Origin of the sequence: Bacillus sp. JH7, assembly GCF_001563515.1 — a bacterium.
Taxonomy (GTDB): domain Bacteria; phylum Bacillota; class Bacilli; order Bacillales; family Bacillaceae_G; genus Bacillus_A; species Bacillus_A cereus.
This window is the reverse complement of sequence record NZ_LPUS01000022.1, coordinates 141,729-166,290: the sequence shown is the minus strand read 5'-3', so window position 1 is coordinate 166,290 and position 24,562 is coordinate 141,729. Positions and strand designations below refer to the sequence as shown.

Here is a 24,562-nt window from a genome sequence, read left to right as displayed (position 1 = left end):
AGAATATATTTCCTCAAGTGGAATAAAGTTAAGCAAAAATGAACATAATGATTGGTACAAACAGTAGTGAAGTGAGGGGTAGTGAATGTTATATCTACATGATGTATGGGTAAATTGGTTTGAAGGTGAAGAAAATGGGTATAACGTTTGTCATTTTTACGAATGGCGGAAAGATGATACGATTGAGCTATTAGATCAAGTGCCATTATTAAAAGTAGATGCCACATTATATCATTACATCGAGAACGAATTGTTAGAGCTTCCGCAAAAAATGCTGGAAGACGTACATCATAAGGCTTATATTCGTAAAAATCATGAACGTTTGCAGCAAGAGTATTGCTTTGTTGTTACAGATGGAAAAGGAATTATTGCGATTGACACAATTGGCTACAATGTACCAATTCGCAAAAGCAGACTTATACCACGCCAAGAGCAGATGGTATATGAGATGGTAGAAAACGTACAAGCAGAAAAGTATGAGTTCCAAGTAGAAGAAACAGAAAAAGAACATCACATTTTATCACCATCGCCTTTCATTATGAATGGCTTGACTCGTAAAGAAAGACAGCTAAAACAATTATTATTTATGGCGTTAGATCAATTACATACAACGAAAAATACAGCAGAAATTCGCTATTGGTTCACAGAGTGGGATCCATCAGCATATGGAATGGTTCAACATATGGAATTTGAAGATATTTGGGTTAAGCTGTATGATGAAGCGAAAACAGGCTGGTCTGATAAGCATGAACAATTATGCGAGCGTCTCGTAAAAGGACAGCCATTTTTTGAAAAGTTATGGGAAATGGAAAATGAGCAAAAGGTAAATTAAAAAACCGCCAATTGGCGGTTTTTTAATTTTGTAGAAATCCAGCTCCAGCGGCAAGAATGTTCGGTGGCTTCGCGCCTTCCTGTGAGGCAAAAAGCGCCTCTGCGTCAGGAGCTCCATCCCCCTCACATTCTAAACGAGCCGCTTCCGCTTTATATGAAATCCAGCTCCAGCGGCAAGAATGTTCGGTGGCTTCGCGCCTTCCTGTGAGGCAAAAAGCGCCTCTGCGTCAGGAGCTCCATCCCCCTCACATTCTAAACGAGCCGCTTCCGCTTTATATGTAATCCAGCTCCAGCGGCAAGAATGTTCGGTGGCTTCGCGCCTTCCTGTGAGGCAAAAAGCGCCTCTACGTCAGGAGCTCCATCCCCCTCACATTCTAAACGAGCCGCTTCCGCTTTATATGAAATCCAGCTCCAGCGGCAAGAATGTTCGGTGGCTTCGCGCCTTCCTGTGAGGCAAAAAGCGCCTCTACGTCAGGAGCTCCATCCCCCTCACATTCTAAACGAGCCGCTTCCACTTTATATGAAATCCAGCTCCAGCGGCAAGAATGTTCGGTGGCTTCGCGCCTTCCTGTGAGGCAAAAAGCGCCTCTACGTCAGGAGCTCCATCCCCCTCACATTCTAAACGAGCCGCTTCCACTTTATATGAAATCCAGCTCCAGCGGCAAGAATGTTCGGTGGCTTCGCGCCTTCCTGTGAGGCAAAAAGCGCCTCTACGTCAGGAGCTCCATCCCCCTCACATTCTAAACGAGCCGCTTCCACCTTATATGTTACCTACGTTTTCTGCTTAGTCCCATTGCGTTTTCTACTTTGCGTAGTTGTTTGAATGCAACGCGGTTTGCTTTTTCTGCACCTTTGTCTAGAATTTCGTCTAGTTCTGGTGAGTTGATTAGTTCGTTATATTTGTCTTGGATTGGACGAATTGCTTCTACGACTACTTGCGCTAGGTCGCCTTTGAAGTCGCCGTATCCTTTTCCTTCGTACATTGCTTCAATTTCTTCAACTGTTTTTCCAGAGAATGAAGAGTAGATTGTTAATAAGTTAGAGATACCAGGTTTGTTTTCTTTATCAAATTTCACAATACCTTCAGAGTCAGTAACAGCACTCTTAATTTTCTTTTCAATTGTTTTTGGTTCATCAAGCATACTGATCATTGATTTTGGATTCGGATCAGATTTACTCATTTTCTTCGTAGGTTCTGTTAATGACATAACGCGAGCGCCTACTTTTGGAATACGAATTTCAGGAATTGTGAACACTTCACGGAAGCGTTTGTTGAAACGCTCTGCTAGGTCGCGTGTTAATTCCATATGTTGCTTTTGGTCATCACCAACTGGTACGATTTCAGTGTTGTAAAGTAAAATATCAGCAGCCATTAATGGTGGATACGTAAGTAATCCAGCTGGAACTGAATCTCTACCCGAAGCTTTATCTTTATATTGCGTCATACGTTCTAATTCTCCAACGTAAGCAACAGATTGCATGATCCATCCTAATTGAGCGTGTGCTGGTACTTCTGATTGTACAAATAAAGTAGCTTTTTCAGGATCGATGCCGCATGCTACATAAAGTGCAGCAAGACTGCGGATGTTTTTACGAAGTCCGACGGGATCTTGAGGTACTGTAATCGCATGTTGGTTTACAATACAGAAATAACAGTCGTGTTCATTTTGAAGCTCTGTAAACTGCTTCATTGCGCCTAAATAGTTTCCAAGTGTAATCGTTCCACTTGGCTGAATACCAGAAAAGATAACTGACATAAGTAATTCCTCCTAAAATTGAATGCGTGATGGGGGGGAGAGAAGGCAAACAAAAAAGCCCATTCATCCCAAAAACTATAGGGACGAATGGACCGCGGTACCACCCTAATTATTTCACTACTGTGAAATCTCTCTAATCCATAATAACGTTAGGATATAACGCCAAAGCCTACTACTTTCGGTTCGGTTTGGTGCTCAAAAGCCCATTCCATACTGTACAATTACTTGTTCACACCAACCACAAGCTCTCTGAAATTGCCTCAATATGTACTCTTCTTTATCATCGCATACATATAAATTTATTTATTGTTACTTGAGCTCTTTTAATATGAAAGAACTAAAGTTTTATAACAAAATGTTTTGCTGATTATTATATCATATGGGATAGTGTTTGCAAACTACATCAAAATAGTAAAGCTAATAAGGGTCGAGAACAACCCAAGGAAGATACCTGTAATACAAATTGGATATGTCCATTTGAATGAATATGTTTTATAAATACGTTCTTTCTTATCTGTAGGTTCCTCGACTTCTTCAATTAAAGAGTCAATCTTTTTGTTCGTACCAAATACTCTTTGGAATGCGTAAATGGTTACATTGAAAAAACCATTTTGAAATATGTATAAAAAACCGCCGATAAGAATAAAAAACAGTGCAATATAAAACAAAATGTTGACAAAGTTCAACAAAAATTGAGATGAAATGAGGAATGCACCAATACTAGAAGCAATCATCGCTATAAAAATTAGTATACAAGTATGAAAAAAAACTTTATTCAAAATATTCCCCTCCGTCAAAATATTACTAGAATTATTATACTATAAAAGCTATAATAAGTACTAGGATTAATTTTTTGAAAATTATACGCAATTAAAGGTCTGATTTTAAGATGATGGTAGCAATGTTAATGTATCCCTTTACGAAAAATTAAAAATATAAATATTTTATTAAAAATTTTAACAAAAAAACAAAAAACTATATTCACAATTGTTATATTATATGTATAATGAAAATTGTAGAAACTTGGAGATTATTCTTTCAATTCTACTTTTTAACAAGTGAGGGTACAGGAAGTGCAATTAGGGGAGGCAACACAACATGAAGAAAAAGATACCGTTATTACTTGCATCAACTTTAACTGCAAGTATGTTGCTTAGCGCGTGTAGCTACCAAAAAGATGACGCAAAAGCAAAAGGGAAAGAGAACGCTACGAGTAGTAGTAACGGAAAACAGATTCTTAATTTAACAGAGTTATCTGAAATTCCGTCAATGGATGCATCATTAGCATCTGATTCTTCATCTTCTACAGCATTAAATAATACGATGGAAGGTTTATATCGTATTGGCAAAGATCAAAAGAGAATGCCTGGAGTTGCAGAAGATGTCGAAAAGCTAGATGATGGGAAGAAATACATATTTAAATTAAGAAGAGATGCGAAATGGTCGAATGGGGAACCTGTAACAGCTAAAGACTTTGTGTATTCATGGAAAAGAGCAGTAAATCCAGATACAAAAGCAACGTATTCATACATTATGTTCGATATTAAAAATGCAGAGAAAATTCATAAAAAAGAATTACCTGCTGACCAATTAGGTGTAAAAGCGATTGATGATTATACATTAGAAGTAGAATTAGACAATCCCGTTCCTTACTTTATCGATTTAACAGTTTATCCAGTATTTTACCCACTAAATGAAAACTTTGTAAAAGCACAAGGTGATAAATTTGGTTTAGAGGCAAATACAACATTATATAACGGTCCATTCGTTATGAGTGATTGGAAACATGAACAAAGTTTCCAATTCAAGAAGAATCCTTCATATTGGGATAATAAAACGGTTAAAATCGAAGAAATCAACTTTAATATTGTAAAAAATACAGCAACTGATGTAAATTTATATGAGACAAACGCGATTGATCGGGCGGCTTTAACGTCTGAATTTGTTGATAAGTTTAGAAAAAGCCCAGAGTTCCAAACAAGAAAAGAGGCAGGGGTTGCTTACTTAAGATTTAATCAAAGTAATCAGTACTTAAGTAATAAAAACTTAAGAAAAGCAATTTCAATGTCCTTTGACCGTGATAACATTGCAAAAGTTATTTTAAATAACGGCGCAATTGGAGCTTACGGATTTGTTGGAAAAGATTTCGCTGAAGGTCCAAATAAAAAAGATTTCCGAGCTGAAAATGGAAAGCTAGTTGAAACAAATCCAAAAGAAGCAAAAAAGCTTTGGGAAACAGCGAAGAAAGAGCTTGGAACTGATAAAATCGAACTAGAATTCTTAAACTTTGATAATGAAGATGCTAAAAAAGTTGGGGAATTCTTAAAAGGTGAGATGGAAAAGAACTTACCAGGTTTATCAATTAAAATTAAACAGCAACCATTCGCACAAAAAAATAAATTAGAAGATTCTCAGCAATATGATATTGCGTTTGGTATTTGGGGACCAGATTTCCCAGATCCAATCTCATATTTAGATATGTTTGTTACGAATGGTTCTCAAAATAAAACAGGGTATTCTAATCAGAAATATGATGAGTTAATCCTAAAAGCTAAAACAGATACAAAAGATTTACAAGCTCGCTGGGACAACCTTCTAGAAGTAGAGAAGATGTTAATTAAAGAGGATGCAGTTATCACTCCAATCTTCCAAAAAGGTTCAGCGTATGTAGTAAAAGGTGCCGTAAAAGATATTATCCCAATTAACTATGGTGGTAAATTAACTTACAAATGGGCATCTGTTGAACAAAAATAATCTTTTTTTTCCATCGTTTACAAGGGTATATGCCTATGATGGGCATATGCTCTTATTTTAAAAAAATAAAAGTAAGAATATTTTAAACTATCTTATTGCTTTTGAGAAAAACGGGGAGGTGCTTGACTATGGGACGTTATGTATTAAAACGTTTCGTGTACATGGCTTTGACATTATTTTTAATTACTACAATGACTTTCTTTTTGATGAAATTACTTCCGGGTTCTCCGCTTAAAAACCAGGAGAAGCTATCACCGGCACAAAAAGAAATCATTCTTGAAAAATACGGATTGAATGATCCGGTACCAGTTCAATATGCACGTTACTTAGGTAACTTAGCAAAAGGTGATTTAGGGGTATCATTCCAATATGATAACCGCCCAGTAACAGACATGATTGTGGATCGTATTGGACCATCAGCCCAATTAGGTTTACAAGCGATTATATTAGGAACATTTATCGGTTTAATTTTAGGTATTGTTGCCGCACTTCGTAATAATACGTGGGTAGATTATAGTGCAACAGTTATTTCGGTACTCGGAATGTCGGTACCATCATTCGTATTCGCCGCATTACTGCAATATTTCGTAGGGGTAAAACTAGGCTGGTTCCCAGTAGCATTCTGGAAAGGACCAGAGTTTACTGTAATGCCTACAATTGCATTATCGATGGGAGTTATCGCGACAATCGCACGTTTCTCTCGTGCAGAATTAATTGAAGTTATGCAAGCCGATTACATTTTAACAGCGAAAGCGAAAGGAATTAGCCAAGGCGTTATCATTGTCAAACATGCACTTCGTAACGCGTTAATTCCAGTTGTAACAATTTTAGGACCAATGGTTGCGGCATTAATTACAGGAACACTTGTTATCGAGCAAATTTATGCTGTACCAGGACTTGGGGAACAATTCGTTAAATCGATTACTTTAAATGACTATACAGTTATTATGGGAACTACGATTTTCTATAGTGCGATCTTCATTTTAGTTATTTTCATTGTCGATATTTTATACGGAATTATTGATCCTCGTATTCGTTTAGCGGGAGGGAAAAAATGATGAAAGATGTACAAAAATTATCTCCAGATTTATTTCAACAAGCCAATCAAAATAATGTTGATAATGAAGTCATTGCCCGTCCAAGCTTAACGTTTTGGCAAGATGTAAGAAGACGTTTATTCCAACATAAAGGTGCGATGCTTGGCCTTGTATTGTTAGTTATCATTGCGCTATTAGCGATTTTTGGACCGATGGTAAGTAAACACTCGTATAAAGAGCAAGATTTAGGTCGTGCGAAATTACCACCAAAAATTCCAGTTATTGAAAATGTTCATTGGTTACCATTTGACGGTACAGATCAATATGGTGTTGACCAATATGAAAAACGTGATATTAAAGAGTACTTCTGGTTTGGTACAGATGACCTTGGCCGTGACTTATGGACAAGAACATGGGAAGGTACACGCGTATCATTATATATCGCTCTTTTAGCGGCAGCAATTGACTTAGTAATTGGGGTTGCATACGGAGGTATTTCAGCATTCTACGGCGGTAGAGTAGATAACATTATGCAACGTATTATGGAGATTATTAACGGTATTCCATACTTAATCATCGTTATTTTAATGGTAATCATTATGGGATCTGGTATTTGGTCAATTACACTTGCGATGGCGATTACAGGTTGGATAGGGATGTCGCGTATTGTTCGTGGACAAATCTTAAAGTTAAAAAACCAAGAATATGTATTAGCATCTCGTACATTAGGTGCAACAAATACACAATTAATTGTGAAACATTTAATTCCAAACGTAATGGGACCTATTATCGTAATGACGATGTTTACAATTCCATCAGCGGTGTTTGGTGAAGCGTTCTTAAGTTTCATCGGTTTAGGAATTCAGCCACCATTTGCGTCACTAGGTTCTCTTGTAAATGATGGTTATAAATCTATTCAAACGTATCCGCATATGATGTTCATCCCTGCGGTTGTCATCAGTATATTAATTTTAGCGTTTAACTTAATGGCAGACGGATTACGCGACGCGTTAGATCCAAAAATGCGTAAGTAAAAGAGGGGAGAGGCAAAGATGAAAACATTGTTAGAGGTAAAAGATTTACAAGTCTCCTTTGATACACATGCAGGTGAAGTACAAGCTGTACGCGGCGTTACTTTTGATTTGAAAAAAGGAGAAACATTGGCGATTGTAGGAGAATCTGGTTCAGGGAAATCAGTTACTTCTAAAGCGTTAATGGGATTAATTCCGAATCCTCCTGGACGCATTAAAAATGGTGAAATCGTATTTGAAGGTCGTGACTTAACAAAATTAACAGAAAAAGAAATGCAGCAAGTACGCGGTAAAGATATTGCGATGATTTTCCAAGATCCAATGACATCATTAAACCCAACGATGACAATTGGAAATCAAATTATGGAAGGTCTAATTAAACACCAAGGGATGAGTAAAGCAGATGCACGTAAAGTTGCTTTAGAGTTAATTGACCTTGTAGGTATTCCAAATCCAGAAGCTCGTTTAAAACAATATCCTCACCAATTCTCAGGTGGTATGAGACAGCGTGTAGTTATTGCGATGGCGTTAGCTTGTAACCCGAAATTATTAATTGCCGATGAGCCGACAACAGCGCTAGACGTTACGATTCAGGCGCAAATTTTAGAACTTATGAAAGACATTCAGCAAAAAACAGAAGCAGCAATCATTTTCATTACGCATGACTTAGGTGTAGTAGCAAACGTTGCGGACCGAGTGGCAGTTATGTACGCTGGTAAAGTTGTTGAAATTGGAACTGTAGATGAAATTTTCTACAATCCGAAACATCCATATACTTGGGGTTTAATCGCATCTATGCCAAGTTTAGATGGTTCAGAAGAAGAGTTATATGCAATCCCTGGAACGCCTCCAGATTTATTGAAGCCGCCAAAGGGAGATGCTTTTGCACCACGTAACCCACAGGCACTGAAAATTGATTTTGAAATGGACCCACCTTTATTTAAAGTAAGTGATACGCACTATGCGGCAACTTGGTTACTTCACGAGCAAGCTCCAGAAGTAAAACCGCCGGCAGTCGTTGAAAAACGCATTCTTCAAATGAAAGCAGGTGAACAACATGACTAAACAACGTGAGAAATTAATTGAAGTAAAAAATGTAAAGCAGCACTTCGACGTGAGTGGTGGTGTTGTCAAAGCGGTTAATGATATTTCATTTGATATTTACCGCGGAGAAACATTTGGTCTTGTAGGAGAATCAGGTTGTGGTAAATCGACAACTGGAAGAACGATTATTCGTTTATATGATGCAACTGCTGGTGAAGTGTTATTCGATGGTGAAAATGTACATGGTAAAAAATCACGCGCAGAGCTGAAGAAATTCAACCGTAAAATGCAAATGATTTTCCAAGATCCATATGCATCATTAAACCCTCGTATGACAGTAGGGGATATTATTGCAGAAGGTATCGATATTCACGGACTAGCGAAAAGTAAAAAAGAGCGCATGGACCGTGTTCATGAACTATTAAACACAGTTGGTTTAAATAAAGAGCACGCAAACCGTTTCCCACACGAATTCTCAGGTGGACAACGTCAGCGTATCGGTATCGCTCGAGCGCTTGCTGTAGACCCAGAATTTATCATTGCCGATGAGCCGATCTCAGCACTTGACGTATCGATTCAGGCGCAAGTTGTAAACTTACTGAAAAAGTTACAAAAAGAAAAAGGTTTAACATACTTATTCATCGCCCATGATTTATCAATGGTAAAATACATTAGTGACCGTATTGGTGTAATGTACCGTGGCCAAATCGTTGAGTTAACAACAAGTGATGAATTATATGCGAATCCAATTCATCCATATACGAAATCACTATTATCAGCGATTCCACTTCCAGATCCAGATTATGAGCGCAATCGTAAACGTATCGTATATGATCCATCACAGCATAATTATGGTAGTGAAGCACCAACAATGCGTGAAATTCGCCCAGGACATTTCGTACTATGTTCGGAAGCGGAGTACAAGAAATATAAAGAGATTTATCAATAAGAAAAAGAGCCATTCTTCTGTTATGGAAGGATGGCTCTTTTTCTACTATATAAAAGAATTGTATACATTTGTCGGTCAGTCGATATATTTAAAGAATCGCCGATATAAATCTCATGTATCATTAGTGATATCCATATGCAAAATTACTGAACTTGAACAGAAACATTCTCCTCTTGTTCTTCAGGTTTAACAAGCGCATAACGCTCCCATGCTCTACTTTTCCAGCGGAAGAACATAATAATGGCACGTGTCCATTCGTCGATGGCGATTGCTAGCCAAATACCAACGAGCCCCATATCTAAATGAAAGGCGAAAAAGTAACCTAGTGGTAAACTCATTAACACCATAGAGAATGCACCGATTAAAACAGGATATTTTGCATCACCAGCTGCACGAAGCGAATTAATGATGACGATGTTCATCGTACGTCCCGTTTCAAGTAGTACACTTAGTAAAAGAACACTTGCGCCTAACCCGATAATGTGCGGATTATCTGTAAACAGTCCCATTAATTGTGTACGGAATGTAATAACGAGAGCGACCATACATAAAGTTACACCAATTGCCCATTTTACACTTTTCCACAAGCGTTCGTATGCTTCATCTTTTTCGCCACCACCAACGAGGCGGCCAATAATAATGGCTGTTCCCATACCAATTGCAATTGCAAATAAATAAGTGAACATGGAAATGTTAGTAGCGTATTGTCTAGCAGCTAATGATTCCGTTCCTAAGTACGTTGCGTAATAAAGGAAGACGATTTGACAAGCTTGATACATCACTTGTTCAAATGCAGATGGAATGCCAATTTTTAAAATTTTCCCAATGTATTCTTTGGATAAAGTGAAGTAATATTTTAATTTCACACGATATTCCATAACGCGGTATAGTAACCAGAAGAAAACAATAAGTGCGATCAATCGACTGATAGCGGAAGAAATTGCAGCCCCTTGTACACCGAGCTCAGGGAAACCAAATTTCCCGAAAATGAGTACGTAGTTTCCAGCGATATGAATCATATTCATTCCGAGTGAAATAAACATCGCTTGCTTTGTAAAACCGTGTACACGGATAATTGCGGCTAATGAGTTAATAATAGCTTGTAGGAAGATGGCTCCTCCGACGATAGATAAGTAGTTTTGCGCATACGTTAGTACATCGCCTTGTAAGTTCATTGCGAGCATCATATGTTTCGAAAATAAAAGAAAACCAGCGCTTATAACGAGCCCAACTATTAAATTTAATGTGACGGCTAATGCTGATATTTTAGATGCTTCCATAAAGCGTTTGGAACCGAGGTATTGAGATACAACGATAGCAGCGCCGTTCCCGATGACTTCTAATACCAAAATCGCAATATGAAGATATTGATTCGCTGCACCAACCCCAGATACAGCATCGTCTGATAATGCACTTAACATGAAAGTATCAGCGATCCCCATTAACATAAAAAGAAAAACTTCTAGAAAAATAGGCCATGTTAATAAGAATAAACTTAATTTCTCAGTAGGCCCGTTTTTTGCCTGAATTGCTGCCATGTCCGTCCCCTCTTTACCGATATCTATTTTTAGCAAAATGTATCGTAACATACTTTCTTAACCTTTGCACTCATTTTAGCCTACATATTTTTATTATGAAGAGAGTGCTATTTTATGATAAAAACAAAAGGATAATTATACATAAAATATTATGAGATATAAAATTCATTTTTCTCTGATAATTTAGAAAAGTATAAAAAATATTATTTTTAACACGTTAGTATGAATAATCAGCAATATGAAACGTTTACAAAGGTATATTTTTTAACGAAAAATTTTAATGAAATAGAAATATAAATATACAAAAAATATATTTGTGTGTATAATATGAATTATTAGAACATATATATATTTCTTTTTGTTTGAAAATGAAAGGGTTAACATTTTTTTGGAGGGTGGAAGTATGAAAAAAAAGATACCAGTTTTTGTAGCATCAACAGTAGCGATGAGCATGATGTTAGGGGCATGTAGCTATCAAAAAGATGAATCGCAAGCAAACGCTAAAGGGGATAGCGGAAAAAGCGGCGCGAAGCAAGTTATTAACTTAATTGAAACACAAGAAATTCCAACGATGGATCCAGCGTTATCAGCTGATGCAGTTTCTTCAAGAGTAATGACTAATACGATGGAAGGCTTATACAGTTTAGGAAAAGATGATAAGCTAGTTCCTGGTGTAGCGAAGGAATTCAAAAAATCAGAAGATGGTAAAAAATATACATTTAAATTACGTGAAGACGCAAAATGGTCAAATGGTGAGCCTGTGACGGCAAAAGATTTCGTATATGCATGGCAAAGAGCGATTAACCCAGATACAGCTGCGAAATCAGCGTACATTATGTATGATATAAAAAATGCAGAGAAAATTAATAAAAAAGAGATGAGTCCGGATCAATTAGGGGTAAAGGCGATTGATGATTATACATTAGAAGTGGAATTAGATAATTCAATTCCATACCTTGTAGATTTAATGGTATATCCAATCTTCTATCCTGTGAATGAAAAGTTTGTGAAAGAGCAAGGTACGAAGTTTGGTTTGGAAGCGAATACAACGCTTTATAACGGGCCATTTACATTAAGTGATTGGCAACATGAACGTAGCTTTAAAATGACAAAGAGCGCGTCATATTGGGACAATAAAGAAGTGAAGATTGAAGAAGTAAACTTTAATATTGTAAAAGATACATCTACGCCAATTAACTTATATGAAACAAATGCAATTGATCGAGCGTCGTTATTAGCGGAGTTTATTGATAAATATAAAGGAAAACCAGATTTCCAAACAGTAGAAGATACATCTGTATTCTTCCTTCGTTTAAATCAAAAAGATCCAGCTTTAGCAAATAAAAATATTCGTAAAGCAATTTCACTTGCTTTTGACCGTAAGCCATTCGTGGATACATTATTAAATAACGGTTCTAAGCCAGCGACAGGATTAATTCCTGATAACTTCATTAAAGGACCAGATAAAAAAGATTTCCGTGCTGTAAACGGGGATATTGTAAAACCAAACGTGAAAGAAGCGAAGAAATATTGGGAAGCTGGTAAAAAAGAACTTGGTAAAAATGAAATCGAATTAGAATTATTAAATGAAGATGTAGAGTTATCAAAGAAAACTGGTGAATATTTAAAAGGTGAATTAGAAAAGAATTTACCAGGTTTAACAGTAAAAATTAAACAACAACCATTCGCACAAAAACTAAAATTAGAAGATGCGGGCGATTATGTCATGTCATTCTCTGGATGGAGTGCGGACTTCCCAGATCCAATTACATATCTTGATATGTTTGTAACAGATGGGTCACAAAATAAGATGAAGTACTCTAATCCAAAATACGATGAAATCATTATGAAGGCGAAAAAAGATGGAAGCGATGTAAATGCTCGTTGGAAGAACTTATTAGAAGCAGAAAAAATGTTACTTGATGATGCTGCGATCGTTCCAGTATATCAACGTGGTAGAGCATATTTACAAAGAGATTCAATTAAAAATATGTATAACCATAAATATGGCGGCGATTTAAGCTTTAAATGGGCGTCAGTAGAGAAATAAGAAAAAAAGCAGGTGATCACCTGCTTTTTTTAATACGTTCGTTTCTTATAAATGCCTTTTCCGCCAACTTGGTTCCAGCCAGATTGTACATCCAAACTTTTGTTAACAAACTTCATTTTTTCTTTTCCACCAAAGAGCTTTTCGCCGATGCTATTTGTAATGACACCAATCAATGCTGTTATTCCGATGATGAGGGCAGCAACCGTAATAAAATCAATAAAAAAAGCAATCATTTGAAAACTCCCCCTTTGCCTGTCTGTATGTTTATTGTATGAGATAAAAAATGAAAAAGAAAGAAATGTCAGAAAAATATTTAATTTACTTTAGAAATCATGTAGACAGGAGGGAGGATATTTGTTAAAATAAGAACAAATGTTCCTTTTTATTCTCATTTGTATAGTCTTACATTTCTTAATTGATTTATCAAGAAAAAGTAAGAAAACGTTCTCTTTTTCATAGGGAAGATTATAGATAAATAACTATATATTATATGAAAAATCTATGAGAAGTGAGTAGTAAAAGGGTTGAAAGTTATTGTTAAAGTACAGCTGAAATGAGCGTAATCATGTTACATAGCAGTGAAATACACGGGAGAGTTTTCTCAACTAGCAGGAAATTTACTGTATATTTCTTGCAAAATCTATTGTATAATGATTATAGAAGTTACTTATTAAAAGTAATTGTTGTTTATTATAAGTTGTTGCTTACATGAAATGTGATTTTTGTACTTTTCAATAAGACAAGTTATCACGAAAAATTGCTGAAGTTAGAAATTAAAACTGTATTTAGTACAGAATTTGTACTCTTTAAGGAGAGTGAGCTTTGTATGGTAACATTATATAGTTCTCCAAGCTGTACGTCTTGTAGAAAGGCGAAATTATGGCTAGAGGAAAATCATATTCCCTATACAGAACGTAATATTTTCTCAGATCCATTAACGATTGAGGAAATTAAAGAGATTTTACGTATGACAGAAAGCGGAACGGATGAGATTATTTCTACTCGTTCGAAAGTTTTCCAAGAATTGAATGTAAACTTAGAGTCTTTACCACTTCAAGATTTATATAAGATGATTCGTGACTATCCAGGGATTTTACGTCGTCCAATTATGATTGACGAGAAACGCCTTCAAGTTGGTTACAACGAAGACGAAATTCGTCGTTTCTTACCACGTACAGTAAGAACGTTCCAATTACGTGAAGCACAACGTCTTGTAAATTAATTATAATAATATGAAAACCTTCTACCTATTATATAGTAGAAGGTTTTTTTTAATGTTTCACATTGCGTAATCGAACTTGTTGTACAATAAAGCCGATGCATAAAATAGTGAAAATGAACAAATAAGGAATGCTTGCAGTGAAACTTGGATTGTTATGAAAAAAGGTTGCAAGTCTGTCTTCATGTGTAACCATTTTTCCTGCAGTATAGGCAAGAATCGCTGCACCGCAATAAATGAGGAATGGAAATCGCTCCATAAGTATTAAAATAAGTTTGCTGCCCCAAATAATAATCGGGATAGAAATGAGTAAGCCGATTATGACGAGTAAAAATCTCCCGTGAGCTGCACCTGCAATGGCAATAACATTATCAAACCCCATAACGAGATCCGCGAAAACAATTGTCCGCACAGCTTGAAATAAAGTTGTTTTTCCTTGAATAGAAGAAAGATCGTTGCTATTATCGGTTAATAAATTGACTGCAATTAATGTAAGTAAAACCCCGCCAATCAATTGTAGAAATGGAATGTCGAGTAAATAGACAGCTAGTATAGTAAGGACAATTCTTAGTACAATCGCTAAAAGAGTACCGATCAAAATAGCCTTATTTCGTTTCGATTCAGGTAAATTTCGGCTAGCTAGTGCGATGACGATTGCATTGTCACCACCTAATACAACATCGATACCGACAATCATTAGTACGGATGTTAAAAACTCTAAGTCCATTCGTCTGCCTCCATTTATGATGTTTTAATAAGCGAACTATATGTATGTGATGAAGAAAGTTGTTGTTAAATAATCTCTTCTAATAGAAGTTTCACTTTATTACAGTGTACGGGGGAATGTGGAAATGTATGTCCAAATTTTTTGTAAGTAAGAAATCGCTATAATAATATATTTATGTAGTTTATCGAGTAAAGATAGGCATATAACTATTTTTGTAAAATAAATCGATTTTATTTCCATTCTGGAGAATCTTATCATAAAATGAGAGTACAAGAATCTATTGATTTGTCATATGAGTGGGGAATCCCTTCATAACAATTCTAAGCAGGAAGGGAGAGTTGTATTTTGGATATTGAAAGAATTAATGATCATACGATGAAATTTTTTATTACGTACATTGATATAGAGGATAGAGGATTTAATCGTGAAGAGATTTGGTATGATCGCGAACGAAGTGAAGAGCTCTTTTGGGAGATGATGGACGAAGCTCGTGATCATGACGATTTCTTTATTGATGGGCCGTTATGGATTCAAGTGCAAGCAGTCGATAAAGGGATTGAAGTACTTGTCACGAAAGCAGAGCTTTCAAAGGACGGGCAAAAGCTGGAACTACCGATAGGGGTAGACAAAATTATAGATATTCCTCTAGATGAAGGCATCGAATCATTATTCCAGCAAGAATTAATCGAAGAGGTAGAAGACCAAACAGGAACAAACTTTAATGAAGATGGTACGTTTGGCTTTTTAATTAAGTTTAATGATTTTGAAGATGTCATTTCATTAAGTCATCGTCTTATCTTTGAAGATATAAAAGATGAGCTGTATTCATTTGAGAACCGCTATTATGTATATGTGGAATTCGATGAAGTGCTACATGATGAAGAAGAAATCGATCGTATTTTAAGTATTATTTTAGAATATGGAGAAGAATCAACTTTAACAATTCATCGTGTAAGTGAGTATGGAAAACAAATTGTGAAAGAGCATGCGCTTGAAACGATTCGCAATAATTTTCCTGCTAAAACGTAGGCCGATTTCTGTAGTATGAAATCGGCTTTTTATATGAAGAATAGGAAAGCTTTCTTAGTTAGGAGGTAAGAGATGAAAAATACGTTAAAGCTGATTTTCTTTATACTGCTATTGTTCGCATTATTTGTTTCGTTACGTATGTTTATTGATGTAGCATTTTATTCAGATGTGATTGGGATAAAAGATGTTTCGATTTTAGGTATTATTAGTATTTTATTTACAGTATCTGCGTTTTTAATTGGTTGCGTTATTTTCTTAGAGAACCGTCATCCGTCAAAAACACTTACATGGCTCATTGTGTTAGGTATTTTTCCGGTATTTGGATTCTTCGCTTATTTATTATTCGGACAGAACTTTCGGAGGAAGAGAATGTTCCAAAAGAAGGCGTTGCTCGATGAACAAGCGTTTTTACAATATAAGGGGCATGAAGATTACGAAGAACGGATTTTACGCAATCATAAGCATCAAGAGCTGTTATTTCGTTTAGCGGATCGCTTAGGCGCTTTAAATATTTCATTTCAAACTGAAACGAGAACATTAACAAATGGAGATGAAACGTTTCAGGCCATTTTAGATGGATTAAAACGAGCGAAACATCACATTCATATGGAATATTACATTGTGCGTGATGATAAGCTTGGAACGGAAATTAAAGATATTTTAATACAAAAATCAAAAGAGGGCGTAGTCGTTCGTTTTTTGTATGATGCGGTTGGAAGTTTTAAATTATCAAAATCGTATATTGAAGAATTAAACGATGCAGGAGTCGAAATGATTCCGTTCTTCCCTGTACGCTTTCCGATTTTAAACGATAAAATTAATTATCGAAATCATCGAAAAATCGTTATTATTGATGGAAATGAAGGCTTTGTAGGTGGATTAAATATTGGTGATGAATATTTAGGGAAGGATAAGTACTTCGGCTTTTGGCGAGACACACATTTATATTTGCGTGGTGAAGCTGTACAAAGTTTGCAGCTTATTTTCCTTCAAGATTGGTTTTATATGACTGGTGAGGCTGTGCTAGCCCCTGAATATTTACAAGCGAAAGCAGTTGAGGGGGAGCATTGGGGAGGCGTGCAGCTTGTTGCAGGTGGGCCTGATAATAAATGGGAAACGATTAAGCATTTATATTTTGCCATGATTGCTTCTGCTCGGAAATCCATTTGGATTGCAACGCCGTATTTTATTCCGGATGATGATATTTTATCCGCATTAAAGGTTGCTGCACTTGCTGGTATTGATGTTCGTTTATTAATGCCGAGTAAACCGGATAAGCGTACTGTCTTTTACGCATCGAGATCTTACTTCCCAGAGCTTTTAGATGCAGGTGTAAAGATATATGAATATGAAAAAGGTTTTCTTCATAGTAAAGTTGTCATCGTCGATTTTGATTTAGCTTCAATTGGGACAGCTAATATGGATATGAGAAGTTTTCATTTGAATTTTGAAGTAAATGCCTTTTTATATGATACAGATAGCATTCGAAAACTTGTTCAAGACTTTAAAGATGATTTAGAAGAATCAAGTGAAATTCATGTTGATCATTTTCATAAAAGACGTCTTCATAGACGAATTGTTGAATCAACATACCGCTTATTATCACCTTTATTATAAAAAGAGATGTCCGAAATTGGGACATCTCTTTTTTAAAAGGAATTTGTAACAAATTGTAGAATATAAGGAGCTGAAAGGGTGTGATTACGATATTTATCGCTAAAAGAGAAAACGGAGAGAAAATTCATTTACTCTATAATTGTAATGAAAAGCTTTTGCGCCGTATGCGTCAACAAGAACGATTCTTTTGTGTAGCTTGTGGAAAGGAAGTGCAAATGAAATTAGGGAAACAAAAAAGTTGGCATTTTGCTCATAAAAAAGTGGATTCATGTCTTGCCTTTTATGAAGCGGAATCAACGTATCATATGCACGGTAAAGAATTGTTATATAGATGGTTCAAGCGTCAAAACTTTCAGGTGGATATAGAGTACTACCTTCCAGAAATTAAGCAACGACCAGATGTTTTTGTAGAGAGGGCGGGCAGAAAAATTGCAATTGAATACCAATGTGCAAACCTCGCTATAGAGCAGCTGTACAAAAGAACATATTCGTATTGGCAAGCTGGTATACAGGTCATTTGGATCGTTGGTGGAAATCAATTGAAAAAGCAATCTGCATATTGGATGAAATTTTCCTCACTTATGGCTTTCTCCTTACAATCTTATCCTCAGCCACTTCTTATTTTCTTCTGTCCGAAACAAAAATCATTTATGAAATGTGCATTTGTCACTCCCTTTTCTACAAATGTCTTTTTCTCACATACTATATATTTACCAACTGATACGACTACTTTTGAAATGCTTTTTTCTCTCGTTCCTTTCGGGAAAGAAAGATTGGGTGAAGAGTGGAAGAAGAGAAAGAGCTACTTCCGCAAAAATGCCCTGCCGATTTGGAATTATAATTATAAGTCATTATTACGCCTCTTATATCAATTTAAATGTACCCCAGCGAGCTTTCCTTCTGAAATTGGTGTTCCACTCCCTTCTGGATTTGCTTTTCAAACAAACCCATTTATATGGCAAGCTTTTCTCTATATGAAGTGTATAGGGGAGCTTGCAGTGGGAGAGTGTATTTCTCTTCAATACGTGTGTAGTTATGTAAAAAGGTATACGAAAAGGCGGATACTTCCGTACTTTTCAAAGCATATATGGAAAGTGGCAGTTACTGAATATATGACATTTTTATGCTATATAGGTGTTTTGCGTAAAGTGGGAACTTATACGTACCGGAAAATAAGGGATGTCATGATGTTAAAAACAGAGGAGGAGATTATGAAACATGATGAGATTTGCTTAATACATGCGCTATCTTTATTTGAGGCAAATTTTAACATGAGAGGAGGAAAAGGGGATATAATAAAGAATGATTGTGAAGGAATTACATAAGAAAAAAACGAATTGTACTTAAGTAGAGATATTTAAAGGAGGGCTTAAAGAATGTCTGAACAAAACAAAGCGAAAGCATTACCAGATCGCAACGAGATTGAAGAAGCAAGTACGTGGCGATTAGAAGATATTTTCCAAACGGATGCAGAATGGGAAAAAGAATTTCAAGCTATTAAAGAGCTATTGCCGAAGTTAACTGAATTTAAAGGGAAACTTGGTGACTCTGCGGACAATTTACTTGAGGCATTGCAATATGAAGATGAAATATCAATGCGATTAGGTAAGTTATATACATATGCTCATATGCGTTACGATCAAGATACAACAAACTCTGTATATCAAGCATTAAATGATCGCGCAACAAATTTATATTCACAAGTATCTAGTAGCACAGCGTATATTGTTCCTGAAATTTTATCGATTTCAGAAGATACACTGCAAACATTCTTGAAGGAAAATAGAGATTTAAGTGTATATGAACATGCATTAGAAGAAATTACACGTCAACGCCCGCACGTATTATCAGAAGCTGAGGAAGCTTTATTAGCGGAAGCGTCTGAAGTAATGAGTTCATCAAGCAATACATTCGGTATGTTGAATAACGCGGATTTAAAATTCCCATCTATTAAAGGGGAAGACGGAGAAGAAATAGAAATTACACATGGCCGTTACATTCAGTTTTTAGAAAGTGATGATCCTTGTGTTCGCAAAGATGCATTTAAAGCTGTATATGAAACGTACGGAAAATTTAAAAACACATTCGCAAGTACGTTAAGTGGAGCAGTAAAACGTAATAATTTCAATGCGCGTGTTCGTAAATATGATTCTGCTCGCCAAGCTGCATTGAGCAATAATAATATTCCGGAAGCAGTATACGATCAACTCGTTGAAACAGTAAATGACAACTTACATTTATTACACCGTTACATCGATATTCGTAAGCGTGCACTAGGACTTGATGAGCTTCATATGTATGATTTATATACACCACTTGTACCAGAAGTGAAAATGAATGTGAAATACGAAGAAGCGCAAGACCTTTTATTAAAATCTTTAAACGTACTTGGTGATGAATATGTTGACATTTTGAAAGAGGCATATGAAAATCGCTGGGTAGATGTGTATGAGAATAAAGGAAAACGAAGCGGGGCATATTCATCTGGTGCATATGGAACAAATCCGTATATTTTAATGAACTGGCATGATAATGTAAATAATTTATTTACACTTGCTCATGAGTTTGGTCATTCGGTGCATAGTTACTATACAAGAAAAACACAACCGCACGTATATGGTGATTATTCCATCTTCGTAGCAGAAGTGGCATCTACTTGTAATGAAGCGCTTTTAAATGATTATTTATTAAAAACGACAGAAGATAAGAAAGAGCGTCTATATTTATTAAATCATTATTTAGAAGGGTTCCGTGGTACTGTATTCCGTCAAACGATGTTTGCAGAGTTTGAACATATTATTCATAAGAAAGTACAAGAAGGACATGCTGTCACGCCAGACATGCTAACGGAAATTTACTACGATTTAAATAAGAAATATTTCGGTGACGCTTTAGTAATCGACGAAGAGATTGGTTTAGAATGGTCTCGTATTCCACACTTCTACTACAACTATTACGTATATCAATACGCAACAGGATTTAGTGCAGCGACAGCTCTGTCTAAACAGATTTTAGAAGAAGGACAACCAGCAGTAGAACGTTATATTAACGAGTTCTTAAAAGCAGGAAGCTCTGATTATCCAATTGAAGTGCTGAAAAAAGCAGGAGTAGATATGGCATCTCCTGAACCAGTAAAAGAGGCGCTACAAGTATTTGAAGAGAAATTAAATGAATTAGAAGCATTATTATTTGAAGAAAAGTAATGAAAAAAGACGAGGGATTGTATCCTCGTCTTTTTTGTTGAATAGATTTAATGTCGATATTTGTTGAAGAGAAAGGTGGATTTGTTTGTTTTTTCTAACTGAAAGGATAGCTTTACGGCTGATTTTTGAAATTAAAACCCTTTGAATCGTTTTTTATAATTGAAATAAGAGAGTGTGATAACGATGATTCCGAATAAAAGAGGTAAGGCAATAATTTTAGGAAAAGCTTGTAGTAGAGAGAGGATGTACAAGAAAAAAGAAACGATGACAGCTAGAAAGAGAAGAGCAATATAAGATTTTTTCATAAATAAACCCCCTAAATGACCTTTTTTATAGCTTATTCAAAAATGAAAACGTTTAGAATGTGACAAAAGTGTGAAATTCGACAAAAGGGGTTGTCATCTGACGTCGAATCTTGTAATATAATAAGCGTGAACGAATTCACATACAAACATATACCCCTTTGTTTGAACGTGAAAATTTCTCCCATCCCCTTTAATATTTTTATAAGCCGTAAAGAAGAAGACCTGGTGTTTACACCAGGTCTTCTTCTTTTGCTATCCATTTCCAATAACGTTCGCATTTTACTTCTATCATTTGTACTTTTCGTTTCAGTTGTAATTTTTTTAGTTCGCGTTCAATTTCTTGTTGCGGACAGTCATAAATAAATGCTACTTCTTTTGAAGATATAAATTGTGTTGCTTCTAGTAGCACTTCTAAAGGTGGTAATGGTTCTGGCTCAATTTCACATTTTACAAGTTCTTTCAATAATTGTACGTATACATCGTAGGAATAATTTCCAGCGATTTTAATACCTTCTTCATCTGAGTTCGCATGAAAAAAGACGAGGGAAGGTATTTCTGTAATATGCATTTCATTCGTGAATTTCAAGTCACATTGGAAAGCTTTTTTTGCACTAGCAGAATGTAGATCTTTTTTAAATTCTTCTACATCAATATTGCTATCTCTCGCACATGCAAGTAATAGTTCGCAATCAGGGTTTGATACATTTTCAAGGAAAATGTATTCTTGGAGTTTTCGCAAAAACTTCGAACCTGCTTTTCGGCCTTGCAACTCCGCTGCCTTAATTGCCATCGAAACTAAATATGGTGTTGACGATGCTTCTTGCATATGTACCTTTCCATCACATGAAAAACCTTGTAAACTGGTTGTCTTTTCCCACACAAATCGAATATGAGCAGGTTTATTCCATTTGTGTGAGGAAGCGTTCGTTCCATCCACTTTCCCTGTTACGATATGACGAATAGAGAAGTATTTCCCGTATTCAAGCCATAGTTTAATAATAAAAGGCTCAATTTCCCAGCAATCTTTACAAAGTGGATCAATAAATAAATATGCTTCTACAGACTTATGCTCGCATGCGGAAGGAGATGGCATATTTATATGCTTTGCTTCCTGCTTATCCATTACACTTCACCTGTTTCGTTTGGAGTATTAACCATATGCTGAGCGGTTAATGCTAAACGTTCAAAAACAAACTCTCTTATATGACCATGCACTCCAGTATCATCCATTGCTTGCTCCATACATGATAGCCAAGCCTCTGCTCGTTTTGGGGTAATCTCAAACGGGAGATGGCGTGCTCTTAACATAGGATGACCATGTTCTTCAGTGTACAAATTAGGACCACCTAAATATTGGGTTAAAAATTGCTTCTGCTTCCTAGCGGTTTCTGTTAAATCTTCCGGGAAGATGGGAGATAAGTCAGGGTGTTTACTGACATAGGAATAAAATGTATCTACTAATATTGCAATGCATTGTTCACCGCCAATTGCTTCAAATGGTGTCATCGGTTGCTTGCTCATCCTTTATAAACTCCTTTTTCCATGAAATGTATATCTATTGTAGCAATGGAATGTTCGAGAGGGCAAATAAACAGCCTTCTCAAAGATTCTTTGCTTATTCTACGGGTGTAACCTTTTTTAGTGAGATGTATCCACTAGTGAAACATATTCACTAGTGGAATTTTCACTTTAGCGTGCTTTGTTTTGTTTGGCAAGGAAAAAGCGTTTTACTTTGTTATTTGTATGGCGAACAGGTATGTTATGTTGCGTTAATAAATCAATAAATGTAGCTTTTCCTGTTTCTTCATCTTGCACTTCAAATTCAATTTCATAATCATCGTGATTGTAATAGAAACTATGATCAAAGACAAGCGTTCCGCCTTTAAATAATGTTTCTGCTCTTTCTGTTGTTAAACTACCCATATATGTTAAAGCAGAAACAGGAATTTGTAATTTGTGTAATTGATCTACTACTGCTCCTTGAATGATTGTGTTTGTTTCCATCATCATTTTTGCTTCATCTTCTGTTACGACTTGATGCGTTTCTAATAAACCGATTTCTGCAGGTTGTTTCAACGTTAACGTATAAGTTTCTCCTTTATGACGAATACGAAGTGCAGAGCCAGCTTCTTTTAACGAGAAGTCAGGTGTTTCAAAGTAGTGATTCACTTGTTTTGTAAATGCTTCAATAGAAAACGATTTACATAATGTATCGAATTCTTCTTTTGTAACGATATTTTTGAATTCAATTTCAATTTCTTGTGTCATTGTATAATCTCCTTTTGAAAAATAATTCTTTACACATTATCGCTTTTTCATAAATTTGGTTCAATGTTTTATTTGTTTGCGTCCATGTTATGATACAATAATACTGTTAAGTAAGACAGGAAGTTGAGATGGAGGAGTTAGAGCATGCAAAATAAAATCCAAGTTAAGAGCGTAGAAAAGAGAGAGAATGCTCTTATTTTTTGTGCGGAAAATAGTGAAATAGAGGTAAAGGAGTTAAGTGCACGTAATCATGTACTTGTAGACTCAGACAATTTATCATTTTTATATATCTTAGAAAACGAATCATCTTTCATTTATGTAAGTATTCCGCACACATGCTGGGAAGCAATGCATGAAGCGATGAATAACGATGTGGTTATGTTCGTTCGTGTGAATGAAATTGAAATGGAATTAGAAGGATTAAAAGAAGAAGTAGAATATTTAGTTGAAAATATTGAAGGTAATGCAAATTACGGAGAAGAACTAGTAACTGCTGTAGAAAAAGTATTTCTATAAGCAAATGGATTGATTTTGGTGGTGGTTGAAATGAATCGAAATTGGGAAGAATTTTTAGCACCTTACTACCAAGCGGTGGCAGAGCTGAAAGTGAAACTAAAAGGAATGCGTACTCAATTTACAATGTTAACAGAGCATTCTCCAATTGAGTTTGTAACAGGAAGGGTAAAGTCGGTTCCAAGTATTATTGATAAAGCGGAGAAGAGAAATGTACCGCTGAACCGGCTGAGAGAAGATATGCAAGATATCGCGGGCCTTCGAATGATGTGTCAATTTGTTGATGAGATTAAGCCTGTTGTAGAATATCTTCGCAAACGAAATGACTTTGAAATCGTGGAAGAACGTGATTATGTCACGCAGAAGAAAGATAGCGGTTATCGTTCTTATCACGTTGTCATTAGTTACCCAGTCCAAACGATTCAGGGTGAACAAAAAGTATTGGTAGAAATCCAAATACGCACGCTAGCAATGAATTTTTGGGCAACAATTGAGCATTCTTTAAATTATAAATATAGTGGACGTTTTCCTGAAGATATTAAAATACGCTTGCAACGCGCAGCAGAAGCAGCATTTTTATTAGATGAAGAAATGTCTTCTATCCGTCTTGAAATTCAAGAAGCGCAGAAAGCTTTTTCAAGAAAGCAAGAAACGAAAGATTCCGAATCATAAACTAAAGGGTGTTGTGCG

At 35.9% G+C, this 24,562-nt stretch carries 25 protein-coding genes and 1 other annotated feature; of the genes, 14 read left to right on the top strand and 11 right to left on the bottom strand.

What is annotated here, in order from left to right:
- The first annotated feature begins 85 nt into the window (after positions 1-85).
- Positions 86-832 (top strand): YjbA family protein, encoded by a 747-nt coding sequence (locus AU379_RS21395; protein ID WP_000966128.1) that lies wholly within the window; start codon positions 86-88, stop codon positions 830-832.
- A gap of 373 nt (positions 833-1,205) precedes the next feature.
- Here AU379_RS21395 and AU379_RS30680 read toward each other — a convergent pair whose 3' ends face one another.
- From AU379_RS30680 to AU379_RS21385, 4 genes are all read right to left on the bottom strand, one after another.
- A complete protein-coding gene (locus tag AU379_RS30680) occupies positions 1,206-1,346 on the bottom strand; it encodes a hypothetical protein (protein ID WP_044584224.1) in 141 nt (46 codons plus the stop codon).
- 103 nt (positions 1,347-1,449) lie between these two features.
- A complete protein-coding gene (locus AU379_RS30675) occupies positions 1,450-1,590 on the bottom strand; it encodes a hypothetical protein (protein WP_082769981.1) in 141 nt (46 codons plus the stop codon).
- 8 nt (positions 1,591-1,598) lie between these two features.
- On the bottom strand, positions 1,599-2,588 hold the full coding sequence (gene trpS, locus AU379_RS21390; protein ID WP_000110985.1) for a tryptophan--tRNA ligase: 990 nt from the start codon (positions 2,586-2,588) through the stop codon (positions 1,599-1,601).
- A gap of 76 nt (positions 2,589-2,664) precedes the next feature.
- Positions 2,665-2,881: a binding site (T-box leader), on the bottom strand.
- Positions 2,882-2,986: 105 nt separating this feature from the next.
- Positions 2,987-3,367 carry a DUF3899 domain-containing protein gene (locus tag AU379_RS21385; protein ID WP_001044997.1) on the bottom strand — a complete coding sequence of 127 codons (381 nt, stop codon included), beginning with the start codon at positions 3,365-3,367 and terminating at the stop codon, positions 2,987-2,989.
- A gap of 319 nt (positions 3,368-3,686) precedes the next feature.
- Here AU379_RS21385 and AU379_RS21380 point away from each other — a divergent pair, with 319 nt between their 5' ends.
- The 5 genes from AU379_RS21380 (at position 3,687) to AU379_RS21360 (ending at position 9,403) form a co-directional block, all read left to right on the top strand.
- A complete protein-coding gene (locus tag AU379_RS21380) occupies positions 3,687-5,342 on the top strand; it encodes a peptide ABC transporter substrate-binding protein (RefSeq protein WP_000727219.1) in 1,656 nt (551 codons plus the stop codon).
- Positions 5,343-5,470: 128 nt separating this feature from the next.
- Positions 5,471-6,400: an oligopeptide ABC transporter permease gene (gene opp3b / locus AU379_RS21375; protein ID WP_000534172.1), complete on the top strand. Its 930-nt coding sequence runs from the start codon at positions 5,471-5,473 to the stop codon at positions 6,398-6,400.
- On the top strand, positions 6,397-7,413 hold the full coding sequence (gene opp3C / locus AU379_RS21370) for an oligopeptide ABC transporter permease (protein ID WP_000974106.1): 1,017 nt from the start codon (positions 6,397-6,399) through the stop codon (positions 7,411-7,413). The genes opp3b and opp3C overlap by 4 nt, the downstream gene beginning before the upstream one ends.
- Positions 7,414-7,431: 18 nt before the next feature.
- On the top strand, positions 7,432-8,475 hold the full coding sequence (locus tag AU379_RS21365; RefSeq protein ID WP_000854346.1) for an ABC transporter ATP-binding protein: 1,044 nt from the start codon (positions 7,432-7,434) through the stop codon (positions 8,473-8,475).
- On the top strand, positions 8,468-9,403 hold the full coding sequence (locus AU379_RS21360) for an ATP-binding cassette domain-containing protein (protein ID WP_000166348.1): 936 nt from the start codon (positions 8,468-8,470) through the stop codon (positions 9,401-9,403). Before AU379_RS21365 ends, AU379_RS21360 begins: the two co-directional genes overlap by 8 nt.
- Positions 9,404-9,546: 143 nt before the next feature.
- Here AU379_RS21360 and AU379_RS21355 read toward each other — a convergent pair whose 3' ends face one another.
- Positions 9,547-10,992, bottom strand: coding sequence for an MATE family efflux transporter (locus AU379_RS21355; RefSeq protein ID WP_002098717.1), 1,446 nt, complete (start codon positions 10,990-10,992; stop codon positions 9,547-9,549).
- Between the two features lie 352 nt (positions 10,993-11,344).
- On the opposite strand from AU379_RS21355, the gene AU379_RS21350 reads away from it, so the two are divergent.
- Positions 11,345-12,991: a peptide ABC transporter substrate-binding protein gene (locus tag AU379_RS21350; RefSeq protein WP_000727250.1), complete on the top strand. Its 1,647-nt coding sequence runs from the start codon at positions 11,345-11,347 to the stop codon at positions 12,989-12,991.
- Between the two features lie 29 nt (positions 12,992-13,020).
- Here the strand turns inward: AU379_RS21350 and AU379_RS21345 are convergent, their stop codons facing one another.
- Positions 13,021-13,224 carry a hypothetical protein gene (locus tag AU379_RS21345; RefSeq protein ID WP_000559971.1) on the bottom strand — a complete coding sequence of 68 codons (204 nt, stop codon included), beginning with the start codon at positions 13,222-13,224 and terminating at the stop codon, positions 13,021-13,023.
- 593 nt (positions 13,225-13,817) lie between these two features.
- Here AU379_RS21345 and spx point away from each other — a divergent pair.
- Positions 13,818-14,213: a transcriptional regulator Spx gene (gene spx, locus AU379_RS21340; RefSeq protein WP_000258267.1), complete on the top strand. Its 396-nt coding sequence runs from the start codon at positions 13,818-13,820 to the stop codon at positions 14,211-14,213.
- 49 nt (positions 14,214-14,262) lie between these two features.
- Here spx and AU379_RS21335 read toward each other — a convergent pair whose 3' ends face one another.
- On the bottom strand, positions 14,263-14,937 hold the full coding sequence (locus AU379_RS21335; RefSeq protein ID WP_000362615.1) for a TerC family protein: 675 nt from the start codon (positions 14,935-14,937) through the stop codon (positions 14,263-14,265).
- 345 nt (positions 14,938-15,282) lie between these two features.
- On the opposite strand from AU379_RS21335, the gene mecA reads away from it, so the two are divergent.
- From mecA to pepF, 4 genes are all read left to right on the top strand, one after another.
- A complete protein-coding gene (mecA, locus tag AU379_RS21330) occupies positions 15,283-15,966 on the top strand; it encodes an adaptor protein MecA (RefSeq protein WP_061139701.1) in 684 nt (227 codons plus the stop codon).
- Positions 15,967-16,038: 72 nt separating this feature from the next.
- Positions 16,039-17,583, top strand: coding sequence for a cardiolipin synthase (locus AU379_RS21325; RefSeq protein WP_061139700.1), 1,545 nt, complete (start codon positions 16,039-16,041; stop codon positions 17,581-17,583).
- 80 nt (positions 17,584-17,663) lie between these two features.
- A complete protein-coding gene (locus AU379_RS21320) occupies positions 17,664-18,908 on the top strand; it encodes a competence protein CoiA family protein (RefSeq protein ID WP_061139699.1) in 1,245 nt (414 codons plus the stop codon).
- Positions 18,909-18,959: 51 nt separating this feature from the next.
- The gene (pepF, locus tag AU379_RS21315; protein WP_061139698.1) at positions 18,960-20,786 is read left to right on the top strand and encodes an oligoendopeptidase F; all 1,827 of its coding nucleotides are present in this window, start codon (positions 18,960-18,962) and stop codon (positions 20,784-20,786) included.
- 131 nt (positions 20,787-20,917) lie between these two features.
- Here pepF and AU379_RS30670 read toward each other — a convergent pair whose 3' ends face one another.
- The 4 genes from AU379_RS30670 to AU379_RS21300 form a co-directional block, all read right to left on the bottom strand.
- A complete protein-coding gene (locus AU379_RS30670; RefSeq protein ID WP_000750355.1) occupies positions 20,918-21,091 on the bottom strand; it encodes a hypothetical protein in 174 nt (57 codons plus the stop codon).
- A 229-nt stretch (positions 21,092-21,320) separates the two neighbouring features.
- Complete coding sequence (locus AU379_RS21310; protein ID WP_061139697.1) at positions 21,321-22,214, bottom strand: ClpXP adapter SpxH family protein; 894 nt, start codon at positions 22,212-22,214, stop codon at positions 21,321-21,323.
- Positions 22,214-22,612 carry a hypothetical protein gene (locus AU379_RS21305; RefSeq protein WP_000043386.1) on the bottom strand — a complete coding sequence of 133 codons (399 nt, stop codon included), beginning with the start codon at positions 22,610-22,612 and terminating at the stop codon, positions 22,214-22,216. Before AU379_RS21305 ends, AU379_RS21310 begins: the two co-directional genes overlap by 1 nt.
- A gap of 168 nt (positions 22,613-22,780) precedes the next feature.
- Positions 22,781-23,359 (bottom strand): CYTH domain-containing protein, encoded by a 579-nt coding sequence (locus AU379_RS21300; RefSeq protein WP_000191123.1) that lies wholly within the window; start codon positions 23,357-23,359, stop codon positions 22,781-22,783.
- Positions 23,360-23,503: 144 nt separating this feature from the next.
- Between AU379_RS21300 and AU379_RS21295 the strand changes: the two genes are divergently transcribed.
- Both AU379_RS21295 and AU379_RS21290 read left to right on the top strand, forming a co-directional pair.
- Positions 23,504-23,875 (top strand): hypothetical protein, encoded by a 372-nt coding sequence (locus AU379_RS21295; protein WP_001180004.1) that lies wholly within the window; start codon positions 23,504-23,506, stop codon positions 23,873-23,875.
- A 30-nt stretch (positions 23,876-23,905) separates the two neighbouring features.
- Positions 23,906-24,544, top strand: a complete 639-nt coding sequence (locus AU379_RS21290; RefSeq protein ID WP_001081490.1) for a GTP pyrophosphokinase family protein — start codon at positions 23,906-23,908, stop codon at positions 24,542-24,544.
- The last annotated feature ends 18 nt before the right edge of the window (positions 24,545-24,562 follow it).

Coding starts and splice junctions, on each gene's coding strand:
- AU379_RS21395 (WP_000966128.1), top strand. CDS start 86: ATGTTATATCTACATGATGTATGGGTAAATTGGTTTGAAGGTGAAGAA.
- AU379_RS21345 (WP_000559971.1), bottom strand. CDS start 13,224: ATGATTGCTTTTTTTATTGATTTTATTACGGTTGCTGCCCTCATCATC.
- AU379_RS21300 (WP_000191123.1), bottom strand. CDS start 23,359: ATGACACAAGAAATTGAAATTGAATTCAAAAATATCGTTACAAAAGAA.
- AU379_RS21360 (WP_000166348.1), top strand. CDS start 8,468: ATGACTAAACAACGTGAGAAATTAATTGAAGTAAAAAATGTAAAGCAG.
- opp3C (WP_000974106.1), top strand. CDS start 6,397: ATGATGAAAGATGTACAAAAATTATCTCCAGATTTATTTCAACAAGCC.
- trpS (WP_000110985.1), bottom strand. CDS start 2,588: ATGTCAGTTATCTTTTCTGGTATTCAGCCAAGTGGAACGATTACACTT.
- AU379_RS21310 (WP_061139697.1), bottom strand. CDS start 22,214: ATGGATAAGCAGGAAGCAAAGCATATAAATATGCCATCTCCTTCCGCA.
- AU379_RS21380 (WP_000727219.1), top strand. CDS start 3,687: ATGAAGAAAAAGATACCGTTATTACTTGCATCAACTTTAACTGCAAGT.
- AU379_RS21325 (WP_061139700.1), top strand. CDS start 16,039: ATGAAAAATACGTTAAAGCTGATTTTCTTTATACTGCTATTGTTCGCA.
- AU379_RS21305 (WP_000043386.1), bottom strand. CDS start 22,612: ATGAGCAAGCAACCGATGACACCATTTGAAGCAATTGGCGGTGAACAA.
- AU379_RS21365 (WP_000854346.1), top strand. CDS start 7,432: ATGAAAACATTGTTAGAGGTAAAAGATTTACAAGTCTCCTTTGATACA.
- pepF (WP_061139698.1), top strand. CDS start 18,960: ATGTCTGAACAAAACAAAGCGAAAGCATTACCAGATCGCAACGAGATT.
- AU379_RS21355 (WP_002098717.1), bottom strand. CDS start 10,992: ATGTTACGATACATTTTGCTAAAAATAGATATCGGTAAAGAGGGGACG.
- AU379_RS21290 (WP_001081490.1), top strand. CDS start 23,906: ATGAATCGAAATTGGGAAGAATTTTTAGCACCTTACTACCAAGCGGTG.
- spx (WP_000258267.1), top strand. CDS start 13,818: ATGGTAACATTATATAGTTCTCCAAGCTGTACGTCTTGTAGAAAGGCG.
- AU379_RS21335 (WP_000362615.1), bottom strand. CDS start 14,937: ATGGACTTAGAGTTTTTAACATCCGTACTAATGATTGTCGGTATCGAT.
- opp3b (WP_000534172.1), top strand. CDS start 5,471: ATGGGACGTTATGTATTAAAACGTTTCGTGTACATGGCTTTGACATTA.
- AU379_RS21295 (WP_001180004.1), top strand. CDS start 23,504: ATGCAAAATAAAATCCAAGTTAAGAGCGTAGAAAAGAGAGAGAATGCT.
- AU379_RS21350 (WP_000727250.1), top strand. CDS start 11,345: ATGAAAAAAAAGATACCAGTTTTTGTAGCATCAACAGTAGCGATGAGC.
- AU379_RS30670 (WP_000750355.1), bottom strand. CDS start 21,091: ATGAAAAAATCTTATATTGCTCTTCTCTTTCTAGCTGTCATCGTTTCT.